Raw genomic sequence first — 22,217 nt, 5'->3', positions numbered from 1 at the left:
CGCTCACGCGGCGCGGGGTTGATTGGTAAGGCCGTTCGGCCGCACGGCGCCGCGGGCCGGCGATACGGAATTGTCCGTATCGCCGGCCCTGCTTCGCGCAATATAGGGTGTCGCGGGCTTTTCGCCGACAGGCTTGCCAGAGGATCCTGACGACAAGCTGTCGCCAGCCCTGGTTTTGCCCGGTCGGACCATGCGGATGATCCGGCGCACCAGCGAGGGTCGACCGGGATCGGGCACCGCGCGCGAGAAGTCGACGTCCGGCAGCATGCCGCGATGCGGACGCCGGCGCGTCTCGGCGTGCACCGCCGACGAGTAAGTCTCGCCGATCAGCAGCGCCCAGGTCGCCACCTTGCGCTCATGCAAGCTTCTTGAACCCAGTATTTTAAAGGGATCGAACATCGGTCCGTCCTCCATGTGCAAATGCGTTAAAAAGGGTGATGCGAGCTCGACCTCCGGCATTCGGCCGGAGGGACGCGACGCAGTCAGGACATGACGGCAAGCGTCAGTCCCGACATGACGGCCAGCGTCGGTGTCGACACGTTCAGGCGGGGCGCGGCGCCGCTTTGGCAGTTTGAGAAACATCGCAAGATTCCTTCGAAGGCCGAAAACTGGTTCGGCGGGAATCGGTGCGATGAGGTCTTAAAGTGTCAGAAGAATCGTCGTACCGAAACCGCCGTTGGGCATACGTGGGCCCCAAAGAGGAGCTGCCCGGAGAAGGGCTGGAAGTGCATGGTCATCATGTGGTCCCTCTCCTTCGGTTCGGGTTGACGATGATGGGCGTATACTCGACTTCGCAGAAAATGGCCACCCGCCAGTCTAGAAATCGCCAAAAGCCGGAGCCGCCTGTGGCCGTTCTGCCACTTATTAGAAGGATGCGGAAATGAACGACCGTCTCCGCATCGGGCTCTACCAACCGGATATCGCCGGCAATACCGGGACGATCCTGCGCTTCGCCGCCTGCCTTGATCTTGGCGTCGACATCATCGAGCCGGCCGGTTTCCCGCTCTCCGATCGGGCGCTGAAACGCGCCGGCATGGACTATCTCGAAATGGCGGCGCTTACCCGCCATGCCGACTGGCACGCCTTCGAGGAATGGCGCCGAACGAACGCGCGGCGCCTTGTGCTGCTCACCACCAAGGCCGAGACCGCCTACACGCAGTTTGCTTTCGCCGCCGGCGACGTGCTTCTGTTCGGCCGCGAATCCGCCGGCGTGCCGGAAGAGGTTCATCAGGCAGCGGATGCGCGACTGACCATTCCGATGCGGCCGGGCGCCCGCAGCATCAATGTCGCACTGTCCGTCGCGATGGTCGCGGGCGAAGCGGTCCGCCAGCTCGGATAGGCTGCTCAAGCCCTGCTCGTCGTCGCGAACGCCTCCCACTTGCGGCGTCAGTCTCACCCAGGCGCACATCGCCTTCTCCTCAATTTGCCTTGTCAGGCTTTCCTCGCTACAAGCTCAACCTAACTTGAGGTCAAGCGGAAAGTGCGAGATGGCTCCGGTGAAGGAATTGACGGTCGGTCAGGTGGCGATGCGCAGTGGCGTCGCGGTCTCGGCGCTCCATTTTTACGAAGCGCGCGGGCTGATCCGCAGCCATCGCACCGCGGGTAACCAACGGCGCTACGGCCGCGACGTGCTGCGACGGGTGGCGATCATCCGCGTCGCCCAGGAGGTCGGCATCTCGCTCGCCGAAATCGCCGCGGCATTCCAATCCCTGCCCGAGGGCCGCACCCCGACGCGCGAGGATTGGAATCTGCTTTCAACGGCTTGGCGCGACGGCCTCGATCATAAGATCGCCCAATTGAAGAAGCTGCGCGACGGCCTGACCGACTGCATCGGCTGCGGTTGCATGTCGATCGACAAATGCCCGCTTCGGAACAAGGAGGACCGACTGGCCAGAGAGGGAACTGGAGCGAGACGGCTACTGGTGCCCTGAGGATTTTTCAATCTGCCGCCGGCAGCCGTCGCATGGTGAATTCGATGACGTCGCCCGGGCGCTCGAACCAGCTTTCGATCTCGGTCCAATAGGCCTGCTTGGGAAAGCGCTCGAACCATTCCTTGGCTTTGAGGCGCGCGGCCGGCCGCGGCAGCACGAAAGTCTCGCGCAAAAATCCGTCGCGCGGCTCTCTTTCGCGCTCGGCCCGTGAGCGCTCCAGCCTCTTCTTCAAGCCATCCAGCGGCGGTCTTGCCGGGGTGCGCACGAGCAAACTCCTTGCACCTTGGTCAGACAGGACTTGACCCTTGCCCTTAAGAGATTAGGGATCGCGCGCAGAAAAAACGAGTCATTTGCCGGGCAAGCAGCCTGGACTGGAGACGGAATTGGAACGACCCGACATTGCGGTGGGCCTGCCTGACGACATCGAGCAGAAGAAGATGAAGGCCCGCCTCTGGTTCGAAGCGCTGCGCGAGCGCATCTGCGCCGCCTTCGAGCAGATCGAGCAGGAACTCACTGGACCGCAATCGGCATGGTCGCCCGGGCATTTCGAGCAGACGCCGTGGGAGCGCGACGACGGCAAAGGTGGCGGCGGCACCATGTCGATGATGCGCGGCCGCGTCTTCGAGAAGGTCGGCGTGCATACCTCGACCGTCCACGGCGAATTCTCTCCCGAATTCCGCAAGCAGATCCCGGGCGCCGACGAGGATCCGCGCTTCTGGGCGAGCGGCGTTTCGCTGATCGCGCACCCCAGGAACCCCAACGTTCCGGCCGTGCATATGAACACACGCATGGTCGTGACCACCCGCCACTGGTTCGGCGGCGGCGCCGACCTGACGCCGGTGCTCGACCGCCGCCGTACCCAGGACGATCCCGACACGATCGCCTTCCACCGCGCCATGCAGTTCGCCTGCGAGAAGAACGCCGGGGTGGCCGACTATCCGAAATTCAAGGCGTGGTGCGACGAGTACTTCTTCCTGCCGCATCGCAACGAGGCGCGAGGAATCGGCGGCATCTTTTTCGACTGGCTGCATTCCGATGAGGGCAAGGGCGGCTGGGACGCCGATTTCAATTTCGTCCAGGATGTCGGCCGCTCTTTCCTCGTCGTCTATTCCCATCTGGTGCGGGGCAATTTCAACCAGAACTGGACCGACGGCGACCGCGAGGAACAGCTCGTCCGGCGCGGCCGTTACGTCGAATTCAATTTGCTTCACGATCGCGGCACCATCTTCGGCCTGAAAACCGGCGGCAATGTCGCCTCGATCCTCTCCAGCCTGCCGCCCGAGGTAAAGTGGCCGTAAAAATCCGGTGAGCGGAAGGCCAGCCGCATTGCTGTCCCATTCGCCGAATTTTGACCGGCAATGTGGCAGGGGCGATTTCTTTTTCGTCTAATATCCTTTTGAAAAAATTGATCTATTTAACGTGCCGGGTCGGGAAGCGCCGGCGGCTCGTCACTGCTATGAGCCGCGACCCGACGCGTCCGGACGGCCCTGATCGAGCGGAGTGCCTTCCCAATGGTGCCCGCATCCCAGGAGAACATCCTATGCGCAAGCTTATTGTGACGGCGGCAACCGCCGCCTTTCTCGCCTCCGGTGGCGCCGCGTTCGCCGCGGTCAAGCACACCACGGGAACAGTGAAGAGCTTTGATGGAACGGCCATGAGCCTTGTTCTGGACAACGGATCGACCTTCACGCTGTCCAAGGCCTTCAAGGATCCGGGCATAAAGCCGGGCGAGAAGGTTCGCGTTTCCTGGGATATGAGCGGCAAGAACAAGATTGCCGAGGCTGTCAAGATCATGAAGTGACGGCCTGCACGGCCAGCAATTGCAGAAACGTTGAAGCGGTTTCCGCCGGAATTGCGTCAAAACAAAAAGACAGTGCGGTTCATCGTTTCACGGAAACCAGGTGGCAACGGGCGGAGCAGCAATGCTCCGCCTCAGACTGCTGACAAACCCCTGGCGTTTGCCGGGGGTTTTTGATTCACTGGGTCATGTTGAAGCGACCCGCCCCTGAACAGACCGCGCTTGAGATGGTGACGTTGGATCAGCTGGTTCCGGCCGATCATCTGTTGCGCAAGATCGATCGATCGATCGACTTCTCGTTCATCCACGGTCTGACGGCGCCATTGTACTGCGCCGACAATGGCCGCCCGCCGCTGGACCCGACCTTGATGTTCAAGGCGCTGTTCATCGGCTACCTGTTCGGAGTGCGCTCGGAGCGGCAATTGGTGCGCGAGATCGAGGTCAATGTCGCCTACCGCTGGTTCCTGCGGCTGAAGCTGACCGACAAGGTGTTCGACGCCTCGACGCTGTCGCAGAACCGTCGTCGGCGCTACCAGGACGAGACGATCGCGCAGGCGATCTTCGACCGCATCGTGGAGCAGGCGATCCTTGCGGGGCTGGTGGACGGGACGGTGCTGTATACCGACAGCACGCACCTGAAGGCCAACGCCAACAAGGGCAAATACGACCTTGCCATGGTCGCCAAGTCGCGTGCCGACTACTGGGGCGAGCTCGACCGCGCCATCGAGACGGAACGGGCGCTGCACGGTCAGAAGCCGCTGAAGCAGAAAGAGCGCAAGCCGCCGGTCAAGCAGACCAAGGTCTCGCGCGCCGATCCGGAGGCCGGCTACATGGTGCGCGAGGGCAAGCCGAAGGGCTTCTTCTATCTCGATCACCGCACGGTGGACGGTCGTTGCGGCATCATCACCGATACCTTCGCCACGCCGGCCAACATGCATGACTCGATCGTCTATCTTGGCCGGCTCGACCGCCAGGTGGAGCGCTTCGGCTTCGTTGTGGCGGCGGCGGGGCTGGATGCCGGCTATGCCACGCCAGGCATCGCCAAGGGGCTGGAGGACAGGAACATCCGGGGCGTCATCGGCTATCGCAACCCGACCCCGCCAAGGCCCGGCAAGATGAGGAAGAGCGCCTTCGTCCATGAACCGGATCGGGACGGCTATCGTTGTCCGCAGGGCCAGTTGCTCACCTACGCCAGCACCGATCGCGGCGGGTATCGTCATTACAGAAGCGATCCGGCCATCTGCCGCGACTGTCCGCTGCTGGCCTCCTGCACCTCAAACGCCAAGGCCGAGCGCACCATCACACGCCATGTCTGGCAGGATCAACGCGAGCGCGTCGATGCCAACCGGCTCACGGCTTGGGGCAAGGCCATCTACCGGCGTCGCAAGGAGACGGTCGAGCGATCCTTCGCCGATGCCAAGCAGCTGTTCGGCCATCGCTACGCCCGCTTCCGAGGGCGAACCCGCGTCGCCTGCCAGTGCCTGATCGCAGCCGCCGCCCAGAACATGAAAAAGATCGCAATCAGCCTCTGGCCAAAGCCCAAACCGGTCCTCGCCTGAGGCCAAATCTGCGTCGGCGGCCTCCTGACATCCGCTCCCGCCACCAATTTCCCAAGCGCAATCAATCTGCAAAACAAAACCCCGCCGAAAATCGACGGGGTTCGTCAGCAGTCTGGGGCGGAGCAGCAATGCTCCGCCTTTGATTTCGCGCGGAGACCGTGAAAAAACAATTCGCCACCGGCTCCAATGCAACCGAAGCCGGCGACATGTGTTATGGTTTTCCACCGAGGCAATTTCAGGAAAATGCGATGCGGCTTTCCATGCGGAATTGCATGACAACAAGGAGCGGAATCAGGGCTCCGGACCTAGGAAAGGAAAAACCATGAAGGAGTTCCAATGCGGGACACTCGTCCCGGGCTGCGATTGGCACACGCGCGCCGAGGAGGAAGCCGAGGTCATGCGCCGCGCCGTCGAGCACATGCGTGAAACCCATGGCGAAACCACCATCCGCGAGACCATGATCGAGGCGATCCGCTCGCGCATCCAAAAGGTCCGCGACGCGGCCTGAGGCATCGGGTCACCGTTTTCGGACGACCATTGGCAAAGCCGGCGAGTTGGATGCAGCATCCGGCGCATCTCGCTTCGTTTGCGTCTGATCGCTGGCAACGGCTTGGCTTCGCCGAATTCAAGCAAAAACTTATATTCGTACCGGCTTGGATAACCCCGCGGTAACGGTCTCCATGCGATCGTCGCGCATGATCCGGGGACCGCGGCTGCCCGAGGAGCCGTCCGCCACAAGGCGCGTCTGGATCCGATGGGGCGAGGTGCTTCGCGCATGCGCGAAAGATCCAACAAACGAGACGGTTTCGGCGCAGCCGCACTGTTGCTGTGCGTAGTCGTTGGCGCCTCGCCGTCGATGGCCCAGGAAATGACCACGTCGCTCGTGAACATCCACCAGGGGTCATGGCTCAGCGACCGCGCCAGAGCTCTCGGCAATGGCGGCTATGAGCTGCAGGACGGGAGCTGGGTCTCGTTCAATCGTTGGTACCACAGCGATTGGGTCGACATGCACGTCGACTTCATCACGCAACTTACCGAAGACAGCGGCTTTCTGTGGGGAGTGGGCACCGGGGAACAAGCCGAAAAGTACCGCATCGCGCCGAGCCTCAAGCTCGGTTTTCTCACCCAGACCCATCCGAGCCTCAACAGCACTCTCTCCCTTTCGGTTACCTCGACCTTCGGCGGCAACCTGAGCGAAAAGCCCTGCGTGGCCGACTACGGGGATCTGGGCACCTACAGCGTCAACTGCCGGTTTGCAGCCGGGGAGACGGCGCCTGAGGACACGCTGAAATATCTGGTTAACGCTACCCCCGAAAGGCTGCGCCTGTGGCTCAACTACCGTGTTACTTTCTGATCGCCGGGATGCCGCGCATGAGAAATCTTCCTGCTCCCGAACTTCGCGATCGTCCGTCCTCGTTCCTGCTTTGACCGGGAGTAAGACCATGTCTGGTAATTTCTGGAAGCTCGGCATTGCCGCGGCACTGACCATTCTGCCGGCATGCCTGGCGTCGGCGCAGGAAGCTCTCGACGCGGACCAGTCGGCCGCGCTGTGCCACGGCGGCGGGTCCATATGCGTAAGCGCAAAGATACCGGTTGCGCGAACGACACAAGCGGTGCAGAGCTGGATGAGCCCCGATGTCGGCGCCGCGTGGGCGGCTGGCTACAAGGGCAAGGGCGTCACCATCACCATCGTCGACGACTTCAGCAGCTCATCGCGCTTCTCCGGCAATTTCGGCATCGGCACGCAATATCAGCGGCACGGAGAGTGGACGCGCGAAGAAGCAAGCATGATCGCTCCTGCGGCGACCATCCGCTCCAAGGACTTCTCGACGGGTTCGGCCGTCCCGCTGGCAAGTGGCCGCGACGTCCTCAACCTCAGCTACGGCATGTACGCGAACGCGGGTTACAGCGTGAACCAGATCCGCTGGGCCCCGGAGGAGCAATCGATCATCTCCTACGCCAGCAAGGGATCGGCCATCGTCTCGAAAGCGGCTGGCAACGATTCGGTTGCGGTCGGCGGCGTCACCAGCGGACAGCAGGATTATCTCGATCTCGCTCTGATCGGCAAACCGACGGCGATCTTTGTTGGCGCGCTGTCCACAAACGGCACGGCGTCAAACAAGGCTCAGCTTGCCTGGTATTCCAATTACGCCGGCTCCGACCCGACCGTGCAGAGCCATTTCCTGGTGGTCGGCGTCGAAGGCGACAAGACCGGCCTTTACGGCACATCGTTCGCAGCGCCTATCATCTCCGGATATGCCGCAATCATCGGCAGCAAATTCACCAAGGCGACCCCGGTTCAGATCACCAACGACCTGCTCAACACGGCTCGCACCGACACGCTGGTCAACTACAACCCCTCAGTCTACGGCAAGGGCGAGGCAAGCCTTTCGCGCGCCCTGGCCCCGGTGGCGATACGCTGAGCGGCGCCACGATGTAGGACTGATCTAAGCCTCGAGTGCCTGCGCGGCGCGTTTGAGCAGCGCGCCGCGATCCATGGCGAATGCTGAATCCACCCATTCCCTTTCGAGATTCTTCAGCGTGGCGCCAAGCTTCGGACCGGGCGCGGCGCCGAGTTCGATCAGGTCGGCCCCCTTGATCGGAAAGCTCGGCTTTTGCCATTTCAAGGCGAAGCCGAGCAGGCGCGAGAAACCGCCGGCTTCCATCATCGCCCGATCGTCCTCGATGGCCCGTGTCCGCGCGGCGGCGAGCGCGAGCCGCAGCCGATCGACGAAGCCTTCGCGGTCGCCGAAATAGAGCTTTTTCGACAATTCCGTCTCGGTCGTCTTGGGTTCAGTCGGAACCGTCAGTGCCCAGTGTCGCAGGCGCTCCCCCTCGTCGGTCGAAAATCTCAGCCTTTCGGCAAGCGTCTTCATGCGCGCGGCATCCGGCGGAACGACGGCCTCCAGCCTGAGCAGCGGATCGGCATCCCAGCCGAGATCCTTTTCGGTCCTGACCAGCCCGTGGATGGCGTCGATGCCCCATTTCTCGCTCTCCGGCAGCACGGCGGTGAGGACACCGGCCTGGCGCATCCACAGCAGGGCACGCGATGGGTCGGGCGCCGAAAGCAGCTTCTTCAGTTCGGACCACACGCGTTCGGCTGACAGCCTGCCGAGCCCGTCCTTCAGCCTGGCGCAGGCCTTCAAGCCCTCGGCGTCCGGCCGGCCGTCGCCATACCAGGCGAAGAAGCGGAAGAAGCGCAGGATACGCAGATAATCCTCGCGGATGCGCGCTTCCGGATCGCCGATGAAGCGCAGCCGCCGCACCTCGATATCGGCGACGCCGCCGACAAGGTCGACGATGGTGCCGTCGGCTTCGGCATAAAGCGCATTGATGGTGAAGTCGCGCCGCGCGGCGTCGGCCTTCCAGTCGCGCCCGAAGATGACTCTCGCCCGCCGACCGTCGGTCTCGATGTCGGCCCGGAGCGTCGTGACCTCATAGGCCTTGCCGCCGGCGATTGCCGTGACGGTGCCGTGCTCGATCCCTGTCGGCACGGTCTTGAAGCCGGCGGCCTGGGCGCGGCGGATCGTGTCCTCGGGCACCGTCGTGGTGGCAATGTCAATGTCGGCGACCGGCTGGCCGATCAGCGCATTACGCACCGCTCCACCGGCCACCCGCGCCTCTTCGCCGCCCTCCTTCAGCGCGGCAAGCAGCTTCTGCAGATGCTTTTCGCCCAGCCAATCGGCCCTGCCCGAGAGAGACACCTCAGCGCTCACGCATAGAGCCTTTCATAGAGTGTGCGGATGATGCCGGCGGTGACGCCCCAGATCCGCTGGCCGCCATAGGGCATCTCGTAGAAGAACCATTCGAGGTCGTTCCACATGCGGCTGTCGCGCGCGTGGTTGACAGGGTCCATCAGGAAGCGCAGCGGCACCTCGAAGGCGGCGTCGACCTCGTCGGCGTTGAGCATCAGCGAAAAGCCCGGCCGCACCACCGAAAGCACCGGCACGATGCGGTAGCCGCTGCCGGAGACATAATCGGGCATGCGGCCGACAATTTCGATGTGATCGCGATCGAGGCCGATCTCCTCGAAGGTCTCCCGCAGCGCTGTGGCCTCAGGACTGGGATCGGTCGGATCGATGGTGCCGCCGGGAAAGGCGACTTGGCCGGAATGGCTGCGCAGCTTCTCCGCCCGCTTGGTGAGCAGCACCGTGGCGCCGTCGGCGTGATCGACGACCGGGATCAGCACCGCGGCGTCGCGCAGCGGTTTTATATGCTTCAGCCTGGGATGCCCTGGATTGAAGCGGTGGTCGCCGAACTCGTCGCCGGATTGCACCTCGGCCTGGGCCGCTGCGCGGGCGCGAAAATCCGCGATCGAGAACGGCACCGGCGCCACCTGGTCCATCACGCGCTTAGCCGCTCGAGCTTGTCGGCCGACATGATCGGATAAACTTCGCCGCCGGAGCGGACGGCGAACATTGCCCTGCCGCAGACGTCGATCACCTCTCCATGCTCGACCAATTCGTACATCACCGGCCGTGCCACCAAGGCTTCCAGCCGCCCGCGCACCAGCACATAGGGCTTGAGCCCGCCGGTGGCGTCCTCGTCGACGAAGCGCAGCGGATGGCCGGGCCCGGCGGTGACCACGTCCCCGACATTGGTGCGGAACGTGATGACCTGGCCGTCGCCGGTCCCAGACACGTTCATCTCGACGGCGATGAAGGGCGCATCGGCGACGCGGATGCGGACGCGCTCCACCGGCGTCACCAGATAGGTCTTGCCGTCGGCGTCCTTGCGCAACACGCTGGAAAAGAGCTGCACCAGCGGCATGCGCCCGATCGGCGTGCCGAGGTAGAACCAGGTGCCGTCGGCCCTGATCTCCATATCGAGGTCGCCGCAGAAGTCCGGATTCCAGCGCTCCACCGGAGCCGGCCCCTTGCCGGCGCGCGCCGCTCGCGAGATCAGCGCCTCCAGCCCGCGCGCCTCGGTGGCGCTGGTCAGGCCCTTTTCACCGGATTCTGTGCGATGCGTCATGGTCACGAAATAGTCACTGTTGTCCGGATTGTCAGCCTTGTCAGCCCAAGCCTGTGATTTAAGTTCAATCGCAGGCGCCGGGCGAGGCCGAATCGCGGCATTCTGCGAATCGAGAATGCAAGCCGGTATTTCCAACCACAAGGATCGAACGGCATGAGCGTGATGATCAAGGAAAGCCCGTTGAGCGACAAGGCGATGATCGAGCAGGCCGAGAAGGCGCTGTCCGACATCTCCAAGGTCCGCGACGCCGTAGGCCGCGTTATCTTCGGCCAGGAAGCCGTTGTTGAGCGCACGCTGGTTGCGCTGCTTGCCGGCGGGCATGCGCTCCTGGTCGGCGTGCCAGGCCTCGCCAAGACCAAGCTGGTCGAGACACTGGGCATCGTGCTCGGCCTCGATTCCCGCCGCATCCAGTTCACGCCCGACCTGATGCCGTCCGACATCCTCGGCTCCGAAGTCATGGAGCAGGATGAGCTTGGCAAACGATCCTTCCGCTTCCTCCGCGGGCCTATCTTTTCGCAGCTTTTGATGGCCGACGAGATCAACCGAGCCTCGCCGCGCACCCAGTCGGCGCTGCTGCAGGCGATGCAGGAATATCACGTCACCATTGCCGGCGTTCGCCACGACCTGCCCTCGCCCTTCCACGTGCTGGCGACGCAGAACCCGCTGGAGCAGGAAGGCACCTATCCGCTGCCGGAAGCGCAGCTCGATCGTTTCCTGATGCAGGTCGACATCCTCTATCCGGAGATCGAGGCCGAACGCCGCATCCTGCTCGAAACCACCGGCGTCGAGGAGGCCAGGGCCGACAATGTGCTGCAGCCAGCCAGGCTGAAGGAAATTCAGACGCTGATCCGCCGCATGCCGGTGCCCGAAAGCGTCGTCGAAGCGATCCTCAAGCTGGTGCGCTCGGCTCGTCCCGGTCAGGGGATTGCCGACACCGACAAGCATGTCGCCTGGGGTCCTGGTCCGCGCGCCAGCCAGGCGCTGACCCTGTGCGCCCGAGCACGCGCTCTATATGATGGCAGGCTGGCGCCGTCGGTCGACGACATCCGTGCCCTCGCCGAGCCGGTGCTGCAGCATCGCATGGCGCTGACCTTCGCCGCCCGCGCCGAAGGCACATCCGTGCGCGACGTGGTGGCGAAACTGGCAAAAGGCATCTGATGGGTCGAATAGGCGAGGTCCAGGCACCGGTTGCGACGCGCGACGCGCTCGCCCGTGGCCGGTTGCGGGCCTCTCTGGTGCCGGATCTGCTGGTCGAGGCGCGCCGCATCGTCAACACGGTGATCGCCGGCTGGCATGGCCGCCGCAAGCGCGGCATAGGCGAGAATTTCTGGCAGTTCCGCCCCTATGTCGAAGGCGATGCCTCGCGCATCGACTGGCGCCGCTCGGCCCGCGACGACCACACCTACGTGCGCGACCGCGAGTGGGAGGCGGCCCATACCGTCTGGCTCTGGTCGGACCCCTCCCCATCGATGCTCTACAAATCCTCGGGAGCCGGCGTTTCCAAGGAATCGCGCGCGCTGGTGCTGGCGCTTGCGTTGGCCGAGCTCCTGTCGCGCAGCGGCGAGCGCATCGCCTGGCCGGGCCTCACCGACCCGTTCACTGCCCGCAACGGCGCCGAACGCATCGCGGCCCAGCTCAGCCATGCCGGCAACCCGGCGGCGAAGCCCGATCTCTCCACCATCCGACGCTTCTGCGACATCGTCATCGTCAGCGACTTTCTCGATCCGGTCGAGGAAACCATGGCCTGGCTCGACGTGCTCGCCCGTCATGGCGTGCGCGCGCACCTGATCGAGGTTGCCGACCCGGCCGAGGAGACCTTCCCTTATGCCGGCCGCACTGAATTCACCGATCCCGAGACCGGCGACAAGCTGACCGCCGGCCGTGCCGAAACGCTTAAAGACGAATACCGCCTGCTCTATATCGCTCGCCGCCAGGAACTCGCCGGCTGGTGCAAGCGCCTCGGCTGGAGCTTTACTGTCAATCATACCGACCGCCTCGCCTCCGAGGCGCTCGTGCGCGTCCACATGGCGATGACCGCCGACAGCAGCCGTCCGGGTCTGACCTCGGGTCATGCCGGGCTGACCGCCGGTGGCGGTCATGCAGGGCTGACCGCGGGCGGTGATGCCGGAAAGGCGGTCGCATGAGTTGGCTGCCGCTTTCCTTCGGCGCGCCGATGGTGCTGTGGGGGTTGCTGGCCCTGCCGGTGATCTGGTACCTGCTGAGGCTGACGCCGCCCAGGCCGCGGACCGAAGTCTTTCCGCCGCTGAGAATCCTCGCCCGCGTCCTGAGGCGCGAGGAGACGCCGCATCAAAGCCCCTGGTGGCTGACATTGCTTCGCTTGCTGATGGCCGCCCTTGTCGTCACCGCGCTCGCCGAGCCGATCTTCAATCCGCGCGAAAAGCTGCCGGCCGAGGGCTCGGCGCTCGCGCTGGTCATCGACAATGACTGGGCAAGCGCCGCCGACTGGGGCAAGCGCGTCGCCACCGCCGAGCGGCTGATTGCCGATGCAGGCTCGAACGGCGTGCCGGTCGTCATCGCCTTTACCGCCGAGAAGCCGAATGCCGAGATCGGCCCCTTCGATGCATCGGCCGCACTCGACCGGCTGCGCGCGGCAAAGCCGCGCCCGATCCCGACCGACCGCCCCGCCGTCTATGCCCGCGTCGCAGCCACTTTGGAGCGCCTGCCCGGCGCCAGCGTCGCCGTGCTTGCCGATGGCCTTGCCGCCACCGGCGACGAAGCGGCGTTCAAGACGCTCCTGGAAAGGAATGCCGCGAGGCTGGTCTGGGCTACCTCGGACCGGCTCTCGCTCACCGGCCTGACCGGCGCCGACAATCAGGTCGACGGCTTCACGCTCACCGCCATCCGCGGGCCGGGCGATCCGGCGCCGGCGCAGGTCACCGCGGGCGCCTTCGACGACAAGGGCCGCCGCATCGCCGACGCGGCTCTGACCTTCGCGCCGGGTCAGGCCACCGCCACCGGAACGATGAAGGTGCCGTTCGAATTGCGCAACGACTTCGCCTCGATAGCTCTCGATGGCGAGCACCAGGCCGGTGCCGTTCGCGTGCTGGACGAGAGCTCCAAGCGCCGCCGCGTCGGTCTGCTTTCGCAGGCCGAGGCAGACCAGGCGCAGCCGCTGCTGTCGCCGCTCTATTACATTCGCCGCGCCTTGCAGCCTTTCGCCGATCTGGTGGAGCCGTCGAGCGCCGATCTGGCCGATGCCATTCCGCAGCTTCTCGACCAGAAGCCGGCGATGATCATCATGGCCGATGTCGGCACCATCCCTGCGCAGGTCCGGCAACGGCTGGTCGACTGGGTGAACAATGGCGGCACGCTGGTGCGTTTTGCCGGTTCAAGGCTGGCTGCCGCCGGCAACGACGATGATCTCTTGCCGGTCCGGCTGCGCAGCGGCGAGCGCGCGCTGGGCGGCGCGCTTTCGTGGACGACGCCGCAACCGGTCACCGAATTCCCGAAGAACGGCCCGTTCGCCGACCTCGCGCCGCCGACGGAGGTGACGGTCAGCCGGCAGGTGCTGGCCGAGCCGACGCCCGACATCGTCGAGCGCACCTGGGCGACGCTTGCCGACGGCACGCCGCTGGTCACGGGCATGAAGAAGGACAAGGGAACGCTGGTGCTCTTCCACGTGACACCGGAGGCGACCTGGTCGAACCTGCCGATCTCCGGCAGCTTCGTCGAGATGCTGAGACGCATAGTGCAATTGTCGCGCAACCAGGGCGCCGCGGTCGCCAATGCCGAGGCGGCCGCAGCATCGCTGGCGCCCTATCGCATGATCGGCGCCGACGGCGCGCTGGTGCCGCCGACACCCGATGCGCGGCCGCTCGTGCCCGCCGCCGGCCCGCTTCCAGTGACGCTGGAAAACCCGCCCGGCGTCTACGGTTCGGAAACTGGCGTTTTCGCGCATAACCTGCTCAACGCCTCGAGCACATTCACGCCGCTTGCTCGGCCACAGGTCTCGCTGCCGGTGACGGCCATCCCTTACGCCTTCGACGAATCGGAGAACCTGAAAGGCCCGCTGGTCACATTGGCCCTCTTGCTGATGGTGCTCGACACGCTTGCCGTGTTCTGGATGGGTGGGCTGTTTTCGCGCCGGCCGCGCCGCGCCGCGGCGACCGCCGCTGCCCTGCTGATCGTGTTCGGCGGGCTCTTCGGCCACGCCGACTTTGCCCGCGCCGATGATTCGAAGCCGGGCGATTCCCAGGCCATCCAGGACATTTCGAAAACTCGGATCGCCTATGTCATCACCGGCGAGCCCGGCGTCGATTCAATCAGCCGCGCCGGCCTCGAAGGCCTCACTCGCTTCCTGATCGAGAAGACCGCGCTGGAACCCGGCCCGCCGGCGGGCGTCGACATCTCCAAGGACGAACTGACCTTCTATCCGCTGATCTACTGGCCGATCGACGCCACCGCGCCGATGCCCAGCGAAGCCGCGATCGCCCGCATCGACGCCTATATGCAGCAGGGCGGCACGGTTCTCTTCGACACGCGCGACCAGTTCTCCAACGGCATCGGCGCCGGCTCGGCAAGCTCGGCCACCGAGCGGCTGCGCGATATTCTCGGCAATCTGAACGTGCCGCCGCTGGAGCCGGTGCCCTCGGACCATGTGCTGACGAAGTCCTTCTTCATCCTTCCCGAGTTTCCCGGCCGCTTCAACGGCAGTCCGCTCTGGGTCGAAGCCTCGCTCGATGCCAGCAATACCGAGAACCGTCCCGTGCGCACCGGCGACGGCGTCTCCCCGATCATGATCACCGGCAATGATTTCGCCGGCGCCTGGGCGGTCGACGAGAACGGCGATCCGATGCTGCCGACCGTGCCGCCGGATCCGATGCAACGCGTCTACGCGCTGCGCGCCGGCGTCAACATCATGATGTACATGCTGACCGGCAACTACAAATCCGACCAGGTGCATGTGCCCGTCCTGCTCGAACGGCTGGGACAGTAGATCATGAACTGGTCGATCTCCTTCGAGCCGCTCGTTTCCTGGCCGCTGTTCTGGGTCGTCATCGTGCCGCTCGCGCTGCTCGCGCTGGCCGGCCTGTGGTTCCGTCAGCGCGGCTCTGTCCTGCGCTTCATCGCCCTGCTCGCGCTGGGCGCGGCACTGCTCAATCCCGTTTTCCTCGACGAGGAACGCGAGGCATTGAAGAGCGTCGTCGCTGTCATCGTCGATCGCAGCCAGAGCCAGGACATCGGCGACCGCACCAAGCAGACCGACGAAGCGCTGACGGGCCTTCAGCAGCGCCTCGGCCGCTTCAAGCAATTCGACGTCCGCGTCGTCGAGGCCGGCAAATCCGAGGCCGCCGATGAGCGCACGGAAACCAGGCTGTTCGGCGCGTTGGAAAGCGCTTTCCGCGATGTGCCGCCCTCTCGCATCGGCGGCGCCATCATGATCACCGATGGCGAGGTGCATGACGCGCCGGCCGGCGCTCCGGAATTCAACGCGCCGCTCCATGCGCTGATCACCGGCAACGAGCACGAGAAGGACCGCCGCATCCGCTTCGAGAACGCGCCGCGCTTTGGCCTCGTCGGCAAGCCGCTCGACATGAGCTATCGGGTGCTTTCCACCGAAGGTCAGGGCGGCCCGGTCGACGTGCGGGTCTCGGTCAATGGCGAGCAGGTCTCTGTCGAGCATGCGACCATCGGTCAGCCGATGAAGCTTGAAGTCACCATTCCCAACGCGGGCCGCAACATCGTCCAGCTTTCGATCGACCACGAGCCGGGCGAGTTGACCGACACCAACAACCGCGCCATCGCGCTGGTCGACGGCATTCGCGATCATCTGCGCGTGCTTTTGGTCTCCGGCGAGCCGCATGCCGGCGAGCGCACTTGGCGCAACCTGTTGAAATCCGACGCTTCGGTCGACCTCGTCCACTTCACCATTCTTCGACCGCCGGAAAAGCAGGACGGCACGCCGATCAACGAGCTGTCGCTGATCGCCTTCCCGACGCGCGAGCTGTTCGTCGAGAAGATCAAGGACTTCGATCTGATCATCTTCGATCGCTATCAGCACCGCGACGTGCTGCCGATCCTGTATTACGACTACATCTCCGAATATGTCGAAAAGGGTGGCGCGCTGCTGATTGCCGCCGGCCCCGAATATGCCGGCGAAAGCTCCATCGCCCGAACGCCGCTGATGTCGGCCCTGCCCGCGATGCCGAGCGGCGAGGTCGTCGATAAGGCCTTCTATCCGCGTCTCACCGATCTCGGCCAGCGCCACCCGGTCACGCGCGGGCTCGACGGCTCCGCCGCCGATCCGCCGCGCTGGAGCCGCTGGTTCCGCACCATCGGCGTCAAGAATCCCGAGGGCGCGGTGGTGATGAAAGGGGCCGACGACCGCCCCCTGCTTGTGCTCGACCGCAAGGGCGAAGGCCGGGTCGGCATGCTGCTTTCCGATCAGGGCTGGCTGTGGGCGCGCGGCTTCGAAGGCGGCGGGCCGCATGTCCAGCTCTATCGGCGCATCGCCCATTGGCTGATGAAGGAACCCGAACTTGAAGAAGAGCGGCTGACCGCCGACGGCCGCGGCATGGTGCTGGAAATCCGCCGCCAGACGATGAGCGACGATCCCGGCCCCGCCCAGGTGATCACGCCTTCCGGCAAGACGATGACGGTCAAGCTGAAAAAAGCCGAACCAGGGATTTTCACGGGCAGCCTGCAGACCAGCGAGATCGGCCTCTATCAGGTCGGCAACGGCGACCTCACCGCGCTTGCCCATGTCGGCCCGATCAATGCGCCTGAATTCGCCGATGTCGTTTCCACCGAGGACAGGCTGAAGGCGCCGGCCGAGGCGACCGGCGGCAGCGTGCGCCGGCTCGCGCCATCCTCCATGCTTGGCGATCTTGCCGGCGGTGTGGCATTGCCTTCGATCGTACCGGTCCGCTCCTCGGGGGCGGCATCGGGGAACGATTGGATCGGGCTGCGCACCACCGACGACAGCACGCTGAAGGCCGTCTCGCGCGTGCCGCTGTTCGGCGGCTTCCTCGGCCTCGGCTTGCTGCTCCTGGCCATCGGCTCGATGTGGTATCGAGAAGGAAGGTAGAGCCTTTTCCTTCTCCCCCTTCCGGGGAAAGGTGCCCGAAAGGGCGGATGAGGGGCGGCGCGCAACAATCAAATACGGCGCTTGCCCCCACCCTCACCCTGCTCGGCCGGCGGCCTCGCTTTCCCTCTCCAGGACACGGGCGAGGCAGAGCCGCCCTACTCTTCCGGCTCGGTCGTGAACAGCAGCGGATAGCCCTTGGCCTTACCGGCGTCGGTTGCTCGCGCGGCCTTGGTCTCGGCAACGTCGCGCGTGAAGACGGCGACCACGCAGACGCCGCGCGTATGCGCGGTGATCATCACGCGATGCGCCTGATCCTCGCTGAGCTTGAACTCGCCTTTAAGCACCGTCACCACGAACTCCCGCGGCGTGAAGTCGTCATTGACCAGGATGACCTTGTAGAGCTTCGGCCGCTCGGTCTTCGGCTGCGTCTTGGTACGCGGTTTAAGGACGGTCTCAGGCATTGGAATTCACCAGTTGGAAACTGGGTCTGGCTTGCACTTCCTCAGGCAGGGAGCATTTGTCCATTTGTCCGCTGGAGGGCGGAGAATCGAGGGACGATGAAGGCTTATGTGGGATAGCGTTGTTTGCGCTTCAACGCCCCTGCCGACCGATCGTGCGACGCACCGTCGTCCATGTTGGAACCGCGCTCCATGAAGGCGCCAATCATCCAGGCGGCGAAGCCGATCAGAGTCGCGCCCGTCAGCGCGATCAGGATCCAGCTCTGTGCCGGCGTGATGTAGTCGAAGCTCGATGAGATGGCCGGTGCGAAAAGTTCCGGCTCGGTCCTGCCGCTGGCGGGATCCGGCACTGGGCTGGCTGTCAAGATGATCAGCGCTCTTGCTGCCGCGGTGGCAACCAAGCCGCCGAGAGCCAGCGAGCGCATCATGGACGAAAGCCGCTTCTTCATGCGGATTGTCCTACGGCACCGGCATTGCGATCGGGTTAAGGAAGTGGCGCGGCGCAAGCTGCCGGTGTCAGGATTCGGCCGCTGGAAGCCGCCCCGGCCGGTTTCGGCCGGAGCGGTCTTGAAAGATCAGGATCGAAGCCTGGATTAGGACTTCTTCGCGTCCTTCTTCGGAGCCTTCTTGACCGGGCACTTGTGGGTCTTGGTCACCTTGCAGGCCTTCTTGGCGGCGACCTTCTTCGGAGCGGTCTTCGCCGTAGCGTCAGCGGCCGGAGCCGTGGTCGTGGTCGAGGCGGCCGGAGCGGCGGTCGTCGTGGCGGCGGCGTTGCTGACAGCCGGCATCGAGAAAGCGAGAGCAACAGCGAGGCCGAGGGCGGAGAGGAGGGACTTTGTCATGGCTTCATTTCCTTTTTCATGCGGGTCGAGGAGTTGAGCGTCACTGAACCGGGTCGATCGGTGTCACTCCAAGCAGCTTCAAAGCGTTTGCGAGCATCCGGATGCCCTGCGCCTGTTTCTTGGCAGCGCAGAACCGGTTTCCCTTTCTTTGAAGTGCCTTCGCCGCGGTGACCTGCGTTGCCGCGGCATGGGTTTCGAGGGCTTCGTCAACTTGACGGTTGAGATTGGTGCAGCGCTCGGTCCGGGTCAGCGGCGTTACCTTTGCGTTGGAGGCCCCGACTGCGGCTGTGATGAGCGACATGCTAAGCAAAGCACCCATCACGCTGATCCAGAACCTCTGCATCGGTCTTGCCCGTTACTCCGGAAACTTGCGTCGCAGCCGATGACCTGACCGCCACGGCACCAGTTATGCCCTTGAATTTTTTCACGAGTTTTTCCCGAGTGTAGAATTTTGTTTCTGAATTGTTTCTGGGGAAGCCATTCCGTCCCACGTCGCCGCCACTGGCCAAGATGTGGCCCGAATTCTATCGTGTGGGTGATCACAGAAGGGCAGCTTGGCTACACAAATCGCGGGGTTCTCGTGAAATCCGACTCGCACATACTGATCGTCGATGACGACAAGGGCATACGCGACCTGCTTCAGGAGTTTTTCCAGAAGCGGGGGCTGCGCACGACAGTGGCCGCCGACGGCACCGAGATGGAGTCGATCCTGCGCCGGGCGCAGGTCGACCTGATCGTGCTCGATGTGATGCTTCCCGGTAAAAGCGGGCTGGAACTGTGCCGCGAGATCCGCGCCAATCACACGACACCGATCATCATGCTGACCGCGGTGACCGAGACGACGGATCGCGTCGTCGGGCTCGAGATGGGGGCTGATGACTATGTGCCGAAACCCTTCGATCCGCGCGAATTGCTCGCCCGCATCCGAGCGGTGCTGAGGCGCAACGGCACGGCCGAGCCGCGCCGGCCCACAGCCAAGCAGATCTACCGCTTTGCCGGCTGGACCATGGATTGCTCGCGCCGCCGGCTGACGGCGCCCGACGACGTGCGGGTGGAACTGACGATGGCGGAGTTCAACCTGCTGCAGACCTTCGTCAAGAGCGCGCAACGCGTTCTCACCCGCGAGCAGCTCATCGAGTTGTCCGGCGGCGACACCGGTTACAGCTTCGATCGCAGCGTCGACATCCTGGTCAGCCGCCTGCGCCGCAAGATGGAGGACGATCCCAAGACGCCGAAACTGATCTTGACTGTTCGCAGCGGTGGCTATCAGTTTCTGCCCGAAACGACCTCCGAATGAGACGCTTGCTGCCGCAAACCCTGCCTGTCTGGGTTCTGCTCATCGTCATTGCCGGCCTGATGATCAGCCAGGTCGCGACGCTTTATATCGTGGCGCGCGACCGCGCCGCCGCCAACGATGTGGTTGATCTCTACCGGCTGAACGACCGCGCCTATTCGCTGGTGCAGCTTATGCATGACGCCACGCCTGAAGAACGCAAGACGACCGCGTCCGGTCTGTTCAATGCCACCTACGCATTGACCGTTTCGGACAGCCCCGCCGTCACTTCCTCGATCGCCGGCGATGACCAGCTAGCCGAGCTGGAGGACATCCTGGTCGGCCGCCTGTCCAAGTTCGGCATCACCGACGCGCGTGTGCGGCGCGATCCGGCAACGCAGGAAGCCGATGTCCCGGACGGCCAGGTGATGAACAAGGATGTCGGCCAGGTCGAGCGCGATCTGCTGGTGCTGGCCGCGGATTTCGCCCAGAGCGACAAGCTGACGGCATCGCTGCGCTTTTCCGACGGCCAGTGGCTGAACTTCACCGAGCCGATCACGCCAGCTGGGCCGATCCTGAGTTGGGACAGCCTACCGCTCTATTCGCTGATAGCGGGACTGATCATCGTGATGTCGATCTGGTCGCTGCGCCGGCTGACCGCACCCTATCGCATGATGGAGACCGCGGTGAACCGCATCGGCAAGGACCTCAAAAGCCCGCCCATCGCCGAGACCGGCAGCCGCGAGATCCGCGCCGCGGCAAAGGCGGTCAACGCCATGCAGATGCGCCTGCGCGACTATGTCGAGGACCGCGAGCACCTGGCGGCGGCACTGGCGCATGATCTGCGCACGCCGCTGACCAGGATGCGATTGCGTCTCGAGCTGCTGCGCAAATCGCCGGCCCGTGAAGCGCTGGCGCATGACCTTGCCGACATCGAGAGCATCGCAAGCTCGGTGATCGACTTCGCCAAATTCGAGGTCACCGAGGAAAAGGCCGAGCGGATCGACTTCTGGTCGCTGGTGGAGGCGGTCGCCGACATGTTCGAGGACGCTTCGTTCGACGAGGACGCCACGCCTTCGCGCGGCCTGGTCTGCATCGCGCGGCCGGTGGCGCTGCGCCGCTGCATCACCAATCTCGTCCAGAACGCCGTCACCTATGGCAAGAAGGCGCATATCGGCGTGCAGCGCTCTGGCGATACAATCACGCTCAGCATCCGCGATGAAGGGCCGGGCATTCCGCAGGCAAAGCTGGATCAGGTGTTCGGTTCCTTTGTGCGCCTCGAACAGTCGCGCAACCGCGAGACCGGCGGGCTCGGCCTCGGCCTGACCATCGCCCGCAACATCGCCCGCGGCGCCGGCGGCGAGATCAGCCTTTCCAACCATCCCGGCGGCGGCCTGCTGACGGAGCTGCGCCTGCCGCTGGCAGCTTGAGTCAGCAAGCGCTTTCCCGGCTGCTCCAGAGGACTGGATCAGCCGCGCCATCCTTGTGATAGTGCAGCCCGCCCTAAAGCGCCGAGCGTCCTCCAGGACGCGGGATGCTGTAGCACTTCAATTTGGTGCATGACCCTTACCGAACCGAAGGTCAGCGACGCAAAAATCGATTCTGATTTTCGGATCCCCGCACGAGGAACCGAACCATGTTCTACGCAATCCTTGCCTATCACGTCGAAGAGACCGTCCAGTCCTGGACGCCCGACGAGGATGCAGCCGTCATGAAAGACCTGCTCGAGATCAACGACAGGCTGACCCGCGCCGGCAAGCTGGGCCCGGCGGCAAGGCTGGGGGAGACGGCGAAAGCCGTCACGCTGCGCGGTCCGGGCGACGGCATGGTGATCGACGGCCCCTTTGCCGAGACCAAGGAGCAGTTGCTGGGCCTCTATGTGCTGGATTGCGCCAACCAGGACGAGGCGATAGCGGTGGCGCGCGATCTCAGGCGCGTCAATCCCACCGCCGTCTACGAGATCCGGCCGATTGCGCTTTATCTGCCGGGCGCGCCGCTGGCCTGAATTCCGGGAGTAGCGACGTATTCACCGCAGCGGGCGGCGCCCGGCGGTGCGGCTGCGCGCCGCAGCATCCGCGGGGGCTTCATCGGCCGGATAGCCGAAATCCTTCAGCTCCGAAATGGACAGACCGGCCAAAGCCCTGCGCTGCATGGCGTCCTGATACCGGCGCTGGAACCCGGCGAAGATTAACGCGATCTTGGCGGCGAGCGTGCCGGCAACTCGGGTGCTCGGCTGGCAGGTTCTGATATTGATGTAGGTCATTGTCATTCTCCCTCGTTCGAACTCACGAGGGCAGTGTCTCATCGGCGCGCTTTGGCAACGTTCGTCCAGGC

25 protein-coding genes are annotated in these 22,217 nt (G+C 64.4%); 15 read left to right on the top strand and 10 right to left on the bottom strand.

The window, feature by feature from the left end:
* Positions 1–3: 3 nt before the first annotated feature.
* Complete coding sequence (locus tag EJ078_RS21255) at positions 4–399, bottom strand: hypothetical protein (RefSeq protein ID WP_127404041.1); 396 nt, start codon at positions 397–399, stop codon at positions 4–6.
* A 481-nt stretch (positions 400–880) separates the two neighbouring features.
* Between EJ078_RS21255 and EJ078_RS21250 the strand changes: the two genes are divergently transcribed.
* Together EJ078_RS21250 and soxR are read left to right on the top strand one after the other, a co-directional pair.
* Entirely contained in the window at positions 881–1,339 is a 459-nt protein-coding gene (locus EJ078_RS21250; protein ID WP_127404040.1) for a tRNA (cytidine(34)-2'-O)-methyltransferase, read from the top strand.
* Between the two features lie 148 nt (positions 1,340–1,487).
* Entirely contained in the window at positions 1,488–1,931 is a 444-nt protein-coding gene (gene soxR / locus EJ078_RS21245; protein WP_095801677.1) for a redox-sensitive transcriptional activator SoxR, read from the top strand.
* 7 nt (positions 1,932–1,938) lie between these two features.
* Here soxR and EJ078_RS21240 read toward each other — a convergent pair whose 3' ends face one another.
* Positions 1,939–2,196: a hypothetical protein gene (locus tag EJ078_RS21240; protein WP_066994316.1), complete on the bottom strand. Its 258-nt coding sequence runs from the start codon at positions 2,194–2,196 to the stop codon at positions 1,939–1,941.
* Between the two features lie 118 nt (positions 2,197–2,314).
* On the opposite strand from EJ078_RS21240, the gene hemF reads away from it, so the two are divergent.
* The 6 genes from hemF to EJ078_RS21210 all read left to right on the top strand — a co-directional run bounded on the left by hemF (position 2,315) and on the right by EJ078_RS21210 (position 7,711).
* Entirely contained in the window at positions 2,315–3,229 is a 915-nt protein-coding gene (gene hemF / locus EJ078_RS21235) for an oxygen-dependent coproporphyrinogen oxidase (RefSeq protein WP_127217396.1), read from the top strand.
* 50 nt (positions 3,230–3,279) lie between these two features.
* A complete protein-coding gene (locus tag EJ078_RS30475; RefSeq protein ID WP_245457327.1) occupies positions 3,280–3,732 on the top strand; it encodes a DUF1344 domain-containing protein in 453 nt (150 codons plus the stop codon).
* 185 nt (positions 3,733–3,917) lie between these two features.
* Positions 3,918–5,288 carry an IS1182 family transposase gene (locus EJ078_RS21225; protein WP_127217539.1) on the top strand — a complete coding sequence of 457 codons (1,371 nt, stop codon included), beginning with the start codon at positions 3,918–3,920 and terminating at the stop codon, positions 5,286–5,288.
* Between the two features lie 322 nt (positions 5,289–5,610).
* Positions 5,611–5,796, top strand: coding sequence for a DUF1059 domain-containing protein (locus EJ078_RS21220; RefSeq protein WP_066994310.1), 186 nt, complete (start codon positions 5,611–5,613; stop codon positions 5,794–5,796).
* Between the two features lie 267 nt (positions 5,797–6,063).
* On the top strand, positions 6,064–6,642 hold the full coding sequence (locus EJ078_RS21215) for a hypothetical protein (RefSeq protein ID WP_127217043.1): 579 nt from the start codon (positions 6,064–6,066) through the stop codon (positions 6,640–6,642).
* Positions 6,643–6,730: 88 nt separating this feature from the next.
* The gene (locus EJ078_RS21210) at positions 6,731–7,711 is read left to right on the top strand and encodes a S8/S53 family peptidase (RefSeq protein ID WP_127217042.1); all 981 of its coding nucleotides are present in this window, start codon (positions 6,731–6,733) and stop codon (positions 7,709–7,711) included.
* Positions 7,712–7,735: 24 nt separating this feature from the next.
* Here the strand turns inward: EJ078_RS21210 and EJ078_RS21205 are convergent, their stop codons facing one another.
* From EJ078_RS21205 to EJ078_RS21195, 3 genes are read right to left on the bottom strand one after another with little or no spacing between them, the layout of a single operon-like run.
* Positions 7,736–9,004 carry a CCA tRNA nucleotidyltransferase gene (locus EJ078_RS21205; protein ID WP_127217041.1) on the bottom strand — a complete coding sequence of 423 codons (1,269 nt, stop codon included), beginning with the start codon at positions 9,002–9,004 and terminating at the stop codon, positions 7,736–7,738.
* The gene (locus EJ078_RS21200; protein WP_066994302.1) at positions 9,001–9,633 is read right to left on the bottom strand and encodes a CoA pyrophosphatase; all 633 of its coding nucleotides are present in this window, start codon (positions 9,631–9,633) and stop codon (positions 9,001–9,003) included. The genes EJ078_RS21205 and EJ078_RS21200 overlap by 4 nt, the downstream gene beginning before the upstream one ends.
* The gene (locus EJ078_RS21195) at positions 9,633–10,262 is read right to left on the bottom strand and encodes a DUF1285 domain-containing protein (protein WP_127217044.1); all 630 of its coding nucleotides are present in this window, start codon (positions 10,260–10,262) and stop codon (positions 9,633–9,635) included. Before EJ078_RS21195 ends, EJ078_RS21200 begins: the two co-directional genes overlap by 1 nt.
* 153 nt (positions 10,263–10,415) lie before the next feature.
* Here EJ078_RS21195 and EJ078_RS21190 point away from each other — a divergent pair, with 153 nt between their 5' ends.
* The 4 genes from EJ078_RS21190 to EJ078_RS21175 are packed head-to-tail and all read left to right on the top strand — an operon-like array spanning position 10,416 to position 17,310.
* Positions 10,416–11,420 (top strand): MoxR family ATPase, encoded by a 1,005-nt coding sequence (locus EJ078_RS21190; protein WP_095823281.1) that lies wholly within the window; start codon positions 10,416–10,418, stop codon positions 11,418–11,420.
* On the top strand, positions 11,420–12,406 hold the full coding sequence (locus tag EJ078_RS21185; protein WP_127217485.1) for a DUF58 domain-containing protein: 987 nt from the start codon (positions 11,420–11,422) through the stop codon (positions 12,404–12,406). Before EJ078_RS21190 ends, EJ078_RS21185 begins: the two co-directional genes overlap by 1 nt.
* Positions 12,403–15,219, top strand: a complete 2,817-nt coding sequence (locus EJ078_RS21180) for a DUF4159 domain-containing protein (RefSeq protein WP_208720804.1) — start codon at positions 12,403–12,405, stop codon at positions 15,217–15,219. The genes EJ078_RS21185 and EJ078_RS21180 overlap by 4 nt, the downstream gene beginning before the upstream one ends.
* A gap of 3 nt (positions 15,220–15,222) precedes the next feature.
* Complete coding sequence (locus tag EJ078_RS21175; protein WP_127403519.1) at positions 15,223–17,310, top strand: hypothetical protein; 2,088 nt, start codon at positions 15,223–15,225, stop codon at positions 17,308–17,310.
* A gap of 155 nt (positions 17,311–17,465) precedes the next feature.
* Here the strand turns inward: EJ078_RS21175 and clpS are convergent, their stop codons facing one another.
* The 4 genes from clpS to EJ078_RS21155 all read right to left on the bottom strand — a co-directional run bounded on the left by clpS (position 17,466) and on the right by EJ078_RS21155 (position 18,953).
* Positions 17,466–17,771, bottom strand: a complete 306-nt coding sequence (clpS, locus tag EJ078_RS21170) for an ATP-dependent Clp protease adapter ClpS (protein ID WP_040989718.1) — start codon at positions 17,769–17,771, stop codon at positions 17,466–17,468.
* Positions 17,772–17,875: 104 nt separating this feature from the next.
* Entirely contained in the window at positions 17,876–18,217 is a 342-nt protein-coding gene (locus EJ078_RS21165) for a hypothetical protein (RefSeq protein ID WP_245434828.1), read from the bottom strand.
* A 144-nt stretch (positions 18,218–18,361) separates the two neighbouring features.
* Complete coding sequence (locus EJ078_RS21160; RefSeq protein WP_066994288.1) at positions 18,362–18,610, bottom strand: hypothetical protein; 249 nt, start codon at positions 18,608–18,610, stop codon at positions 18,362–18,364.
* Between the two features lie 40 nt (positions 18,611–18,650).
* On the bottom strand, positions 18,651–18,953 hold the full coding sequence (locus EJ078_RS21155) for a hypothetical protein (RefSeq protein WP_066994286.1): 303 nt from the start codon (positions 18,951–18,953) through the stop codon (positions 18,651–18,653).
* A 237-nt stretch (positions 18,954–19,190) separates the two neighbouring features.
* Here EJ078_RS21155 and EJ078_RS21150 point away from each other — a divergent pair, with 237 nt between their 5' ends.
* The 3 genes from EJ078_RS21150 (at position 19,191) to EJ078_RS21140 (ending at position 21,888) form a co-directional block, all read left to right on the top strand.
* On the top strand, positions 19,191–19,907 hold the full coding sequence (locus tag EJ078_RS21150; protein WP_066994281.1) for a response regulator transcription factor: 717 nt from the start codon (positions 19,191–19,193) through the stop codon (positions 19,905–19,907).
* Positions 19,904–21,313, top strand: a complete 1,410-nt coding sequence (locus EJ078_RS21145) for an ATP-binding protein (protein ID WP_127324706.1) — start codon at positions 19,904–19,906, stop codon at positions 21,311–21,313. Before EJ078_RS21150 ends, EJ078_RS21145 begins: the two co-directional genes overlap by 4 nt.
* Before the next feature lie 206 nt (positions 21,314–21,519).
* A complete protein-coding gene (locus EJ078_RS21140; RefSeq protein ID WP_066994274.1) occupies positions 21,520–21,888 on the top strand; it encodes a YciI family protein in 369 nt (122 codons plus the stop codon).
* 21 nt (positions 21,889–21,909) lie between these two features.
* On the opposite strand, the gene EJ078_RS21135 is transcribed toward EJ078_RS21140, so the two are convergent.
* Positions 21,910–22,146 (bottom strand): hypothetical protein, encoded by a 237-nt coding sequence (locus EJ078_RS21135; protein WP_040996927.1) that lies wholly within the window; start codon positions 22,144–22,146, stop codon positions 21,910–21,912.
* Between the last annotated feature and the right edge of the window lie 71 nt (positions 22,147–22,217).

Source organism: Mesorhizobium sp. M1A.F.Ca.IN.022.06.1.1, assembly GCF_003952605.1.
In the GTDB taxonomy this organism is placed as follows: Bacteria; Pseudomonadota; Alphaproteobacteria; order Rhizobiales; family Rhizobiaceae; genus Mesorhizobium.
This window is presented reverse-complemented; position numbering and strand designations above follow the sequence as displayed.

Bases quoted from the DNA above. Each gene is read 5' to 3' on its own strand.
- EJ078_RS21255 (WP_127404041.1), bottom strand. From the start codon at position 399: ATGTTCGATCCCTTTAAAATACTGGGTTCAAGAAGCTTGCATGAGCGC.
- EJ078_RS21250 (WP_127404040.1), top strand. From the start codon at position 881: ATGAACGACCGTCTCCGCATCGGGCTCTACCAACCGGATATCGCCGGC.
- soxR (WP_095801677.1), top strand. From the start codon at position 1,488: ATGGCTCCGGTGAAGGAATTGACGGTCGGTCAGGTGGCGATGCGCAGT.
- EJ078_RS21225 (WP_127217539.1), top strand. From the start codon at position 3,918: ATGTTGAAGCGACCCGCCCCTGAACAGACCGCGCTTGAGATGGTGACG.
- EJ078_RS21220 (WP_066994310.1), top strand. From the start codon at position 5,611: ATGAAGGAGTTCCAATGCGGGACACTCGTCCCGGGCTGCGATTGGCAC.
- EJ078_RS21215 (WP_127217043.1), top strand. From the start codon at position 6,064: ATGCGCGAAAGATCCAACAAACGAGACGGTTTCGGCGCAGCCGCACTG.
- EJ078_RS21210 (WP_127217042.1), top strand. From the start codon at position 6,731: ATGTCTGGTAATTTCTGGAAGCTCGGCATTGCCGCGGCACTGACCATT.
- EJ078_RS21200 (WP_066994302.1), bottom strand. From the start codon at position 9,633: ATGGACCAGGTGGCGCCGGTGCCGTTCTCGATCGCGGATTTTCGCGCC.
- EJ078_RS21195 (WP_127217044.1), bottom strand. From the start codon at position 10,262: ATGACGCATCGCACAGAATCCGGTGAAAAGGGCCTGACCAGCGCCACC.
- EJ078_RS21190 (WP_095823281.1), top strand. From the start codon at position 10,416: ATGAGCGTGATGATCAAGGAAAGCCCGTTGAGCGACAAGGCGATGATC.
- EJ078_RS21185 (WP_127217485.1), top strand. From the start codon at position 11,420: ATGGGTCGAATAGGCGAGGTCCAGGCACCGGTTGCGACGCGCGACGCG.
- EJ078_RS21180 (WP_208720804.1), top strand. From the start codon at position 12,403: ATGAGTTGGCTGCCGCTTTCCTTCGGCGCGCCGATGGTGCTGTGGGGG.
- EJ078_RS21175 (WP_127403519.1), top strand. From the start codon at position 15,223: ATGAACTGGTCGATCTCCTTCGAGCCGCTCGTTTCCTGGCCGCTGTTC.
- clpS (WP_040989718.1), bottom strand. From the start codon at position 17,771: ATGCCTGAGACCGTCCTTAAACCGCGTACCAAGACGCAGCCGAAGACC.
- EJ078_RS21165 (WP_245434828.1), bottom strand. From the start codon at position 18,217: ATGAAGAAGCGGCTTTCGTCCATGATGCGCTCGCTGGCTCTCGGCGGC.
- EJ078_RS21160 (WP_066994288.1), bottom strand. From the start codon at position 18,610: ATGACAAAGTCCCTCCTCTCCGCCCTCGGCCTCGCTGTTGCTCTCGCT.
- EJ078_RS21155 (WP_066994286.1), bottom strand. From the start codon at position 18,953: ATGCAGAGGTTCTGGATCAGCGTGATGGGTGCTTTGCTTAGCATGTCG.
- EJ078_RS21145 (WP_127324706.1), top strand. From the start codon at position 19,904: ATGAGACGCTTGCTGCCGCAAACCCTGCCTGTCTGGGTTCTGCTCATC.
- EJ078_RS21140 (WP_066994274.1), top strand. From the start codon at position 21,520: ATGTTCTACGCAATCCTTGCCTATCACGTCGAAGAGACCGTCCAGTCC.
- EJ078_RS21135 (WP_040996927.1), bottom strand. From the start codon at position 22,146: ATGACCTACATCAATATCAGAACCTGCCAGCCGAGCACCCGAGTTGCC.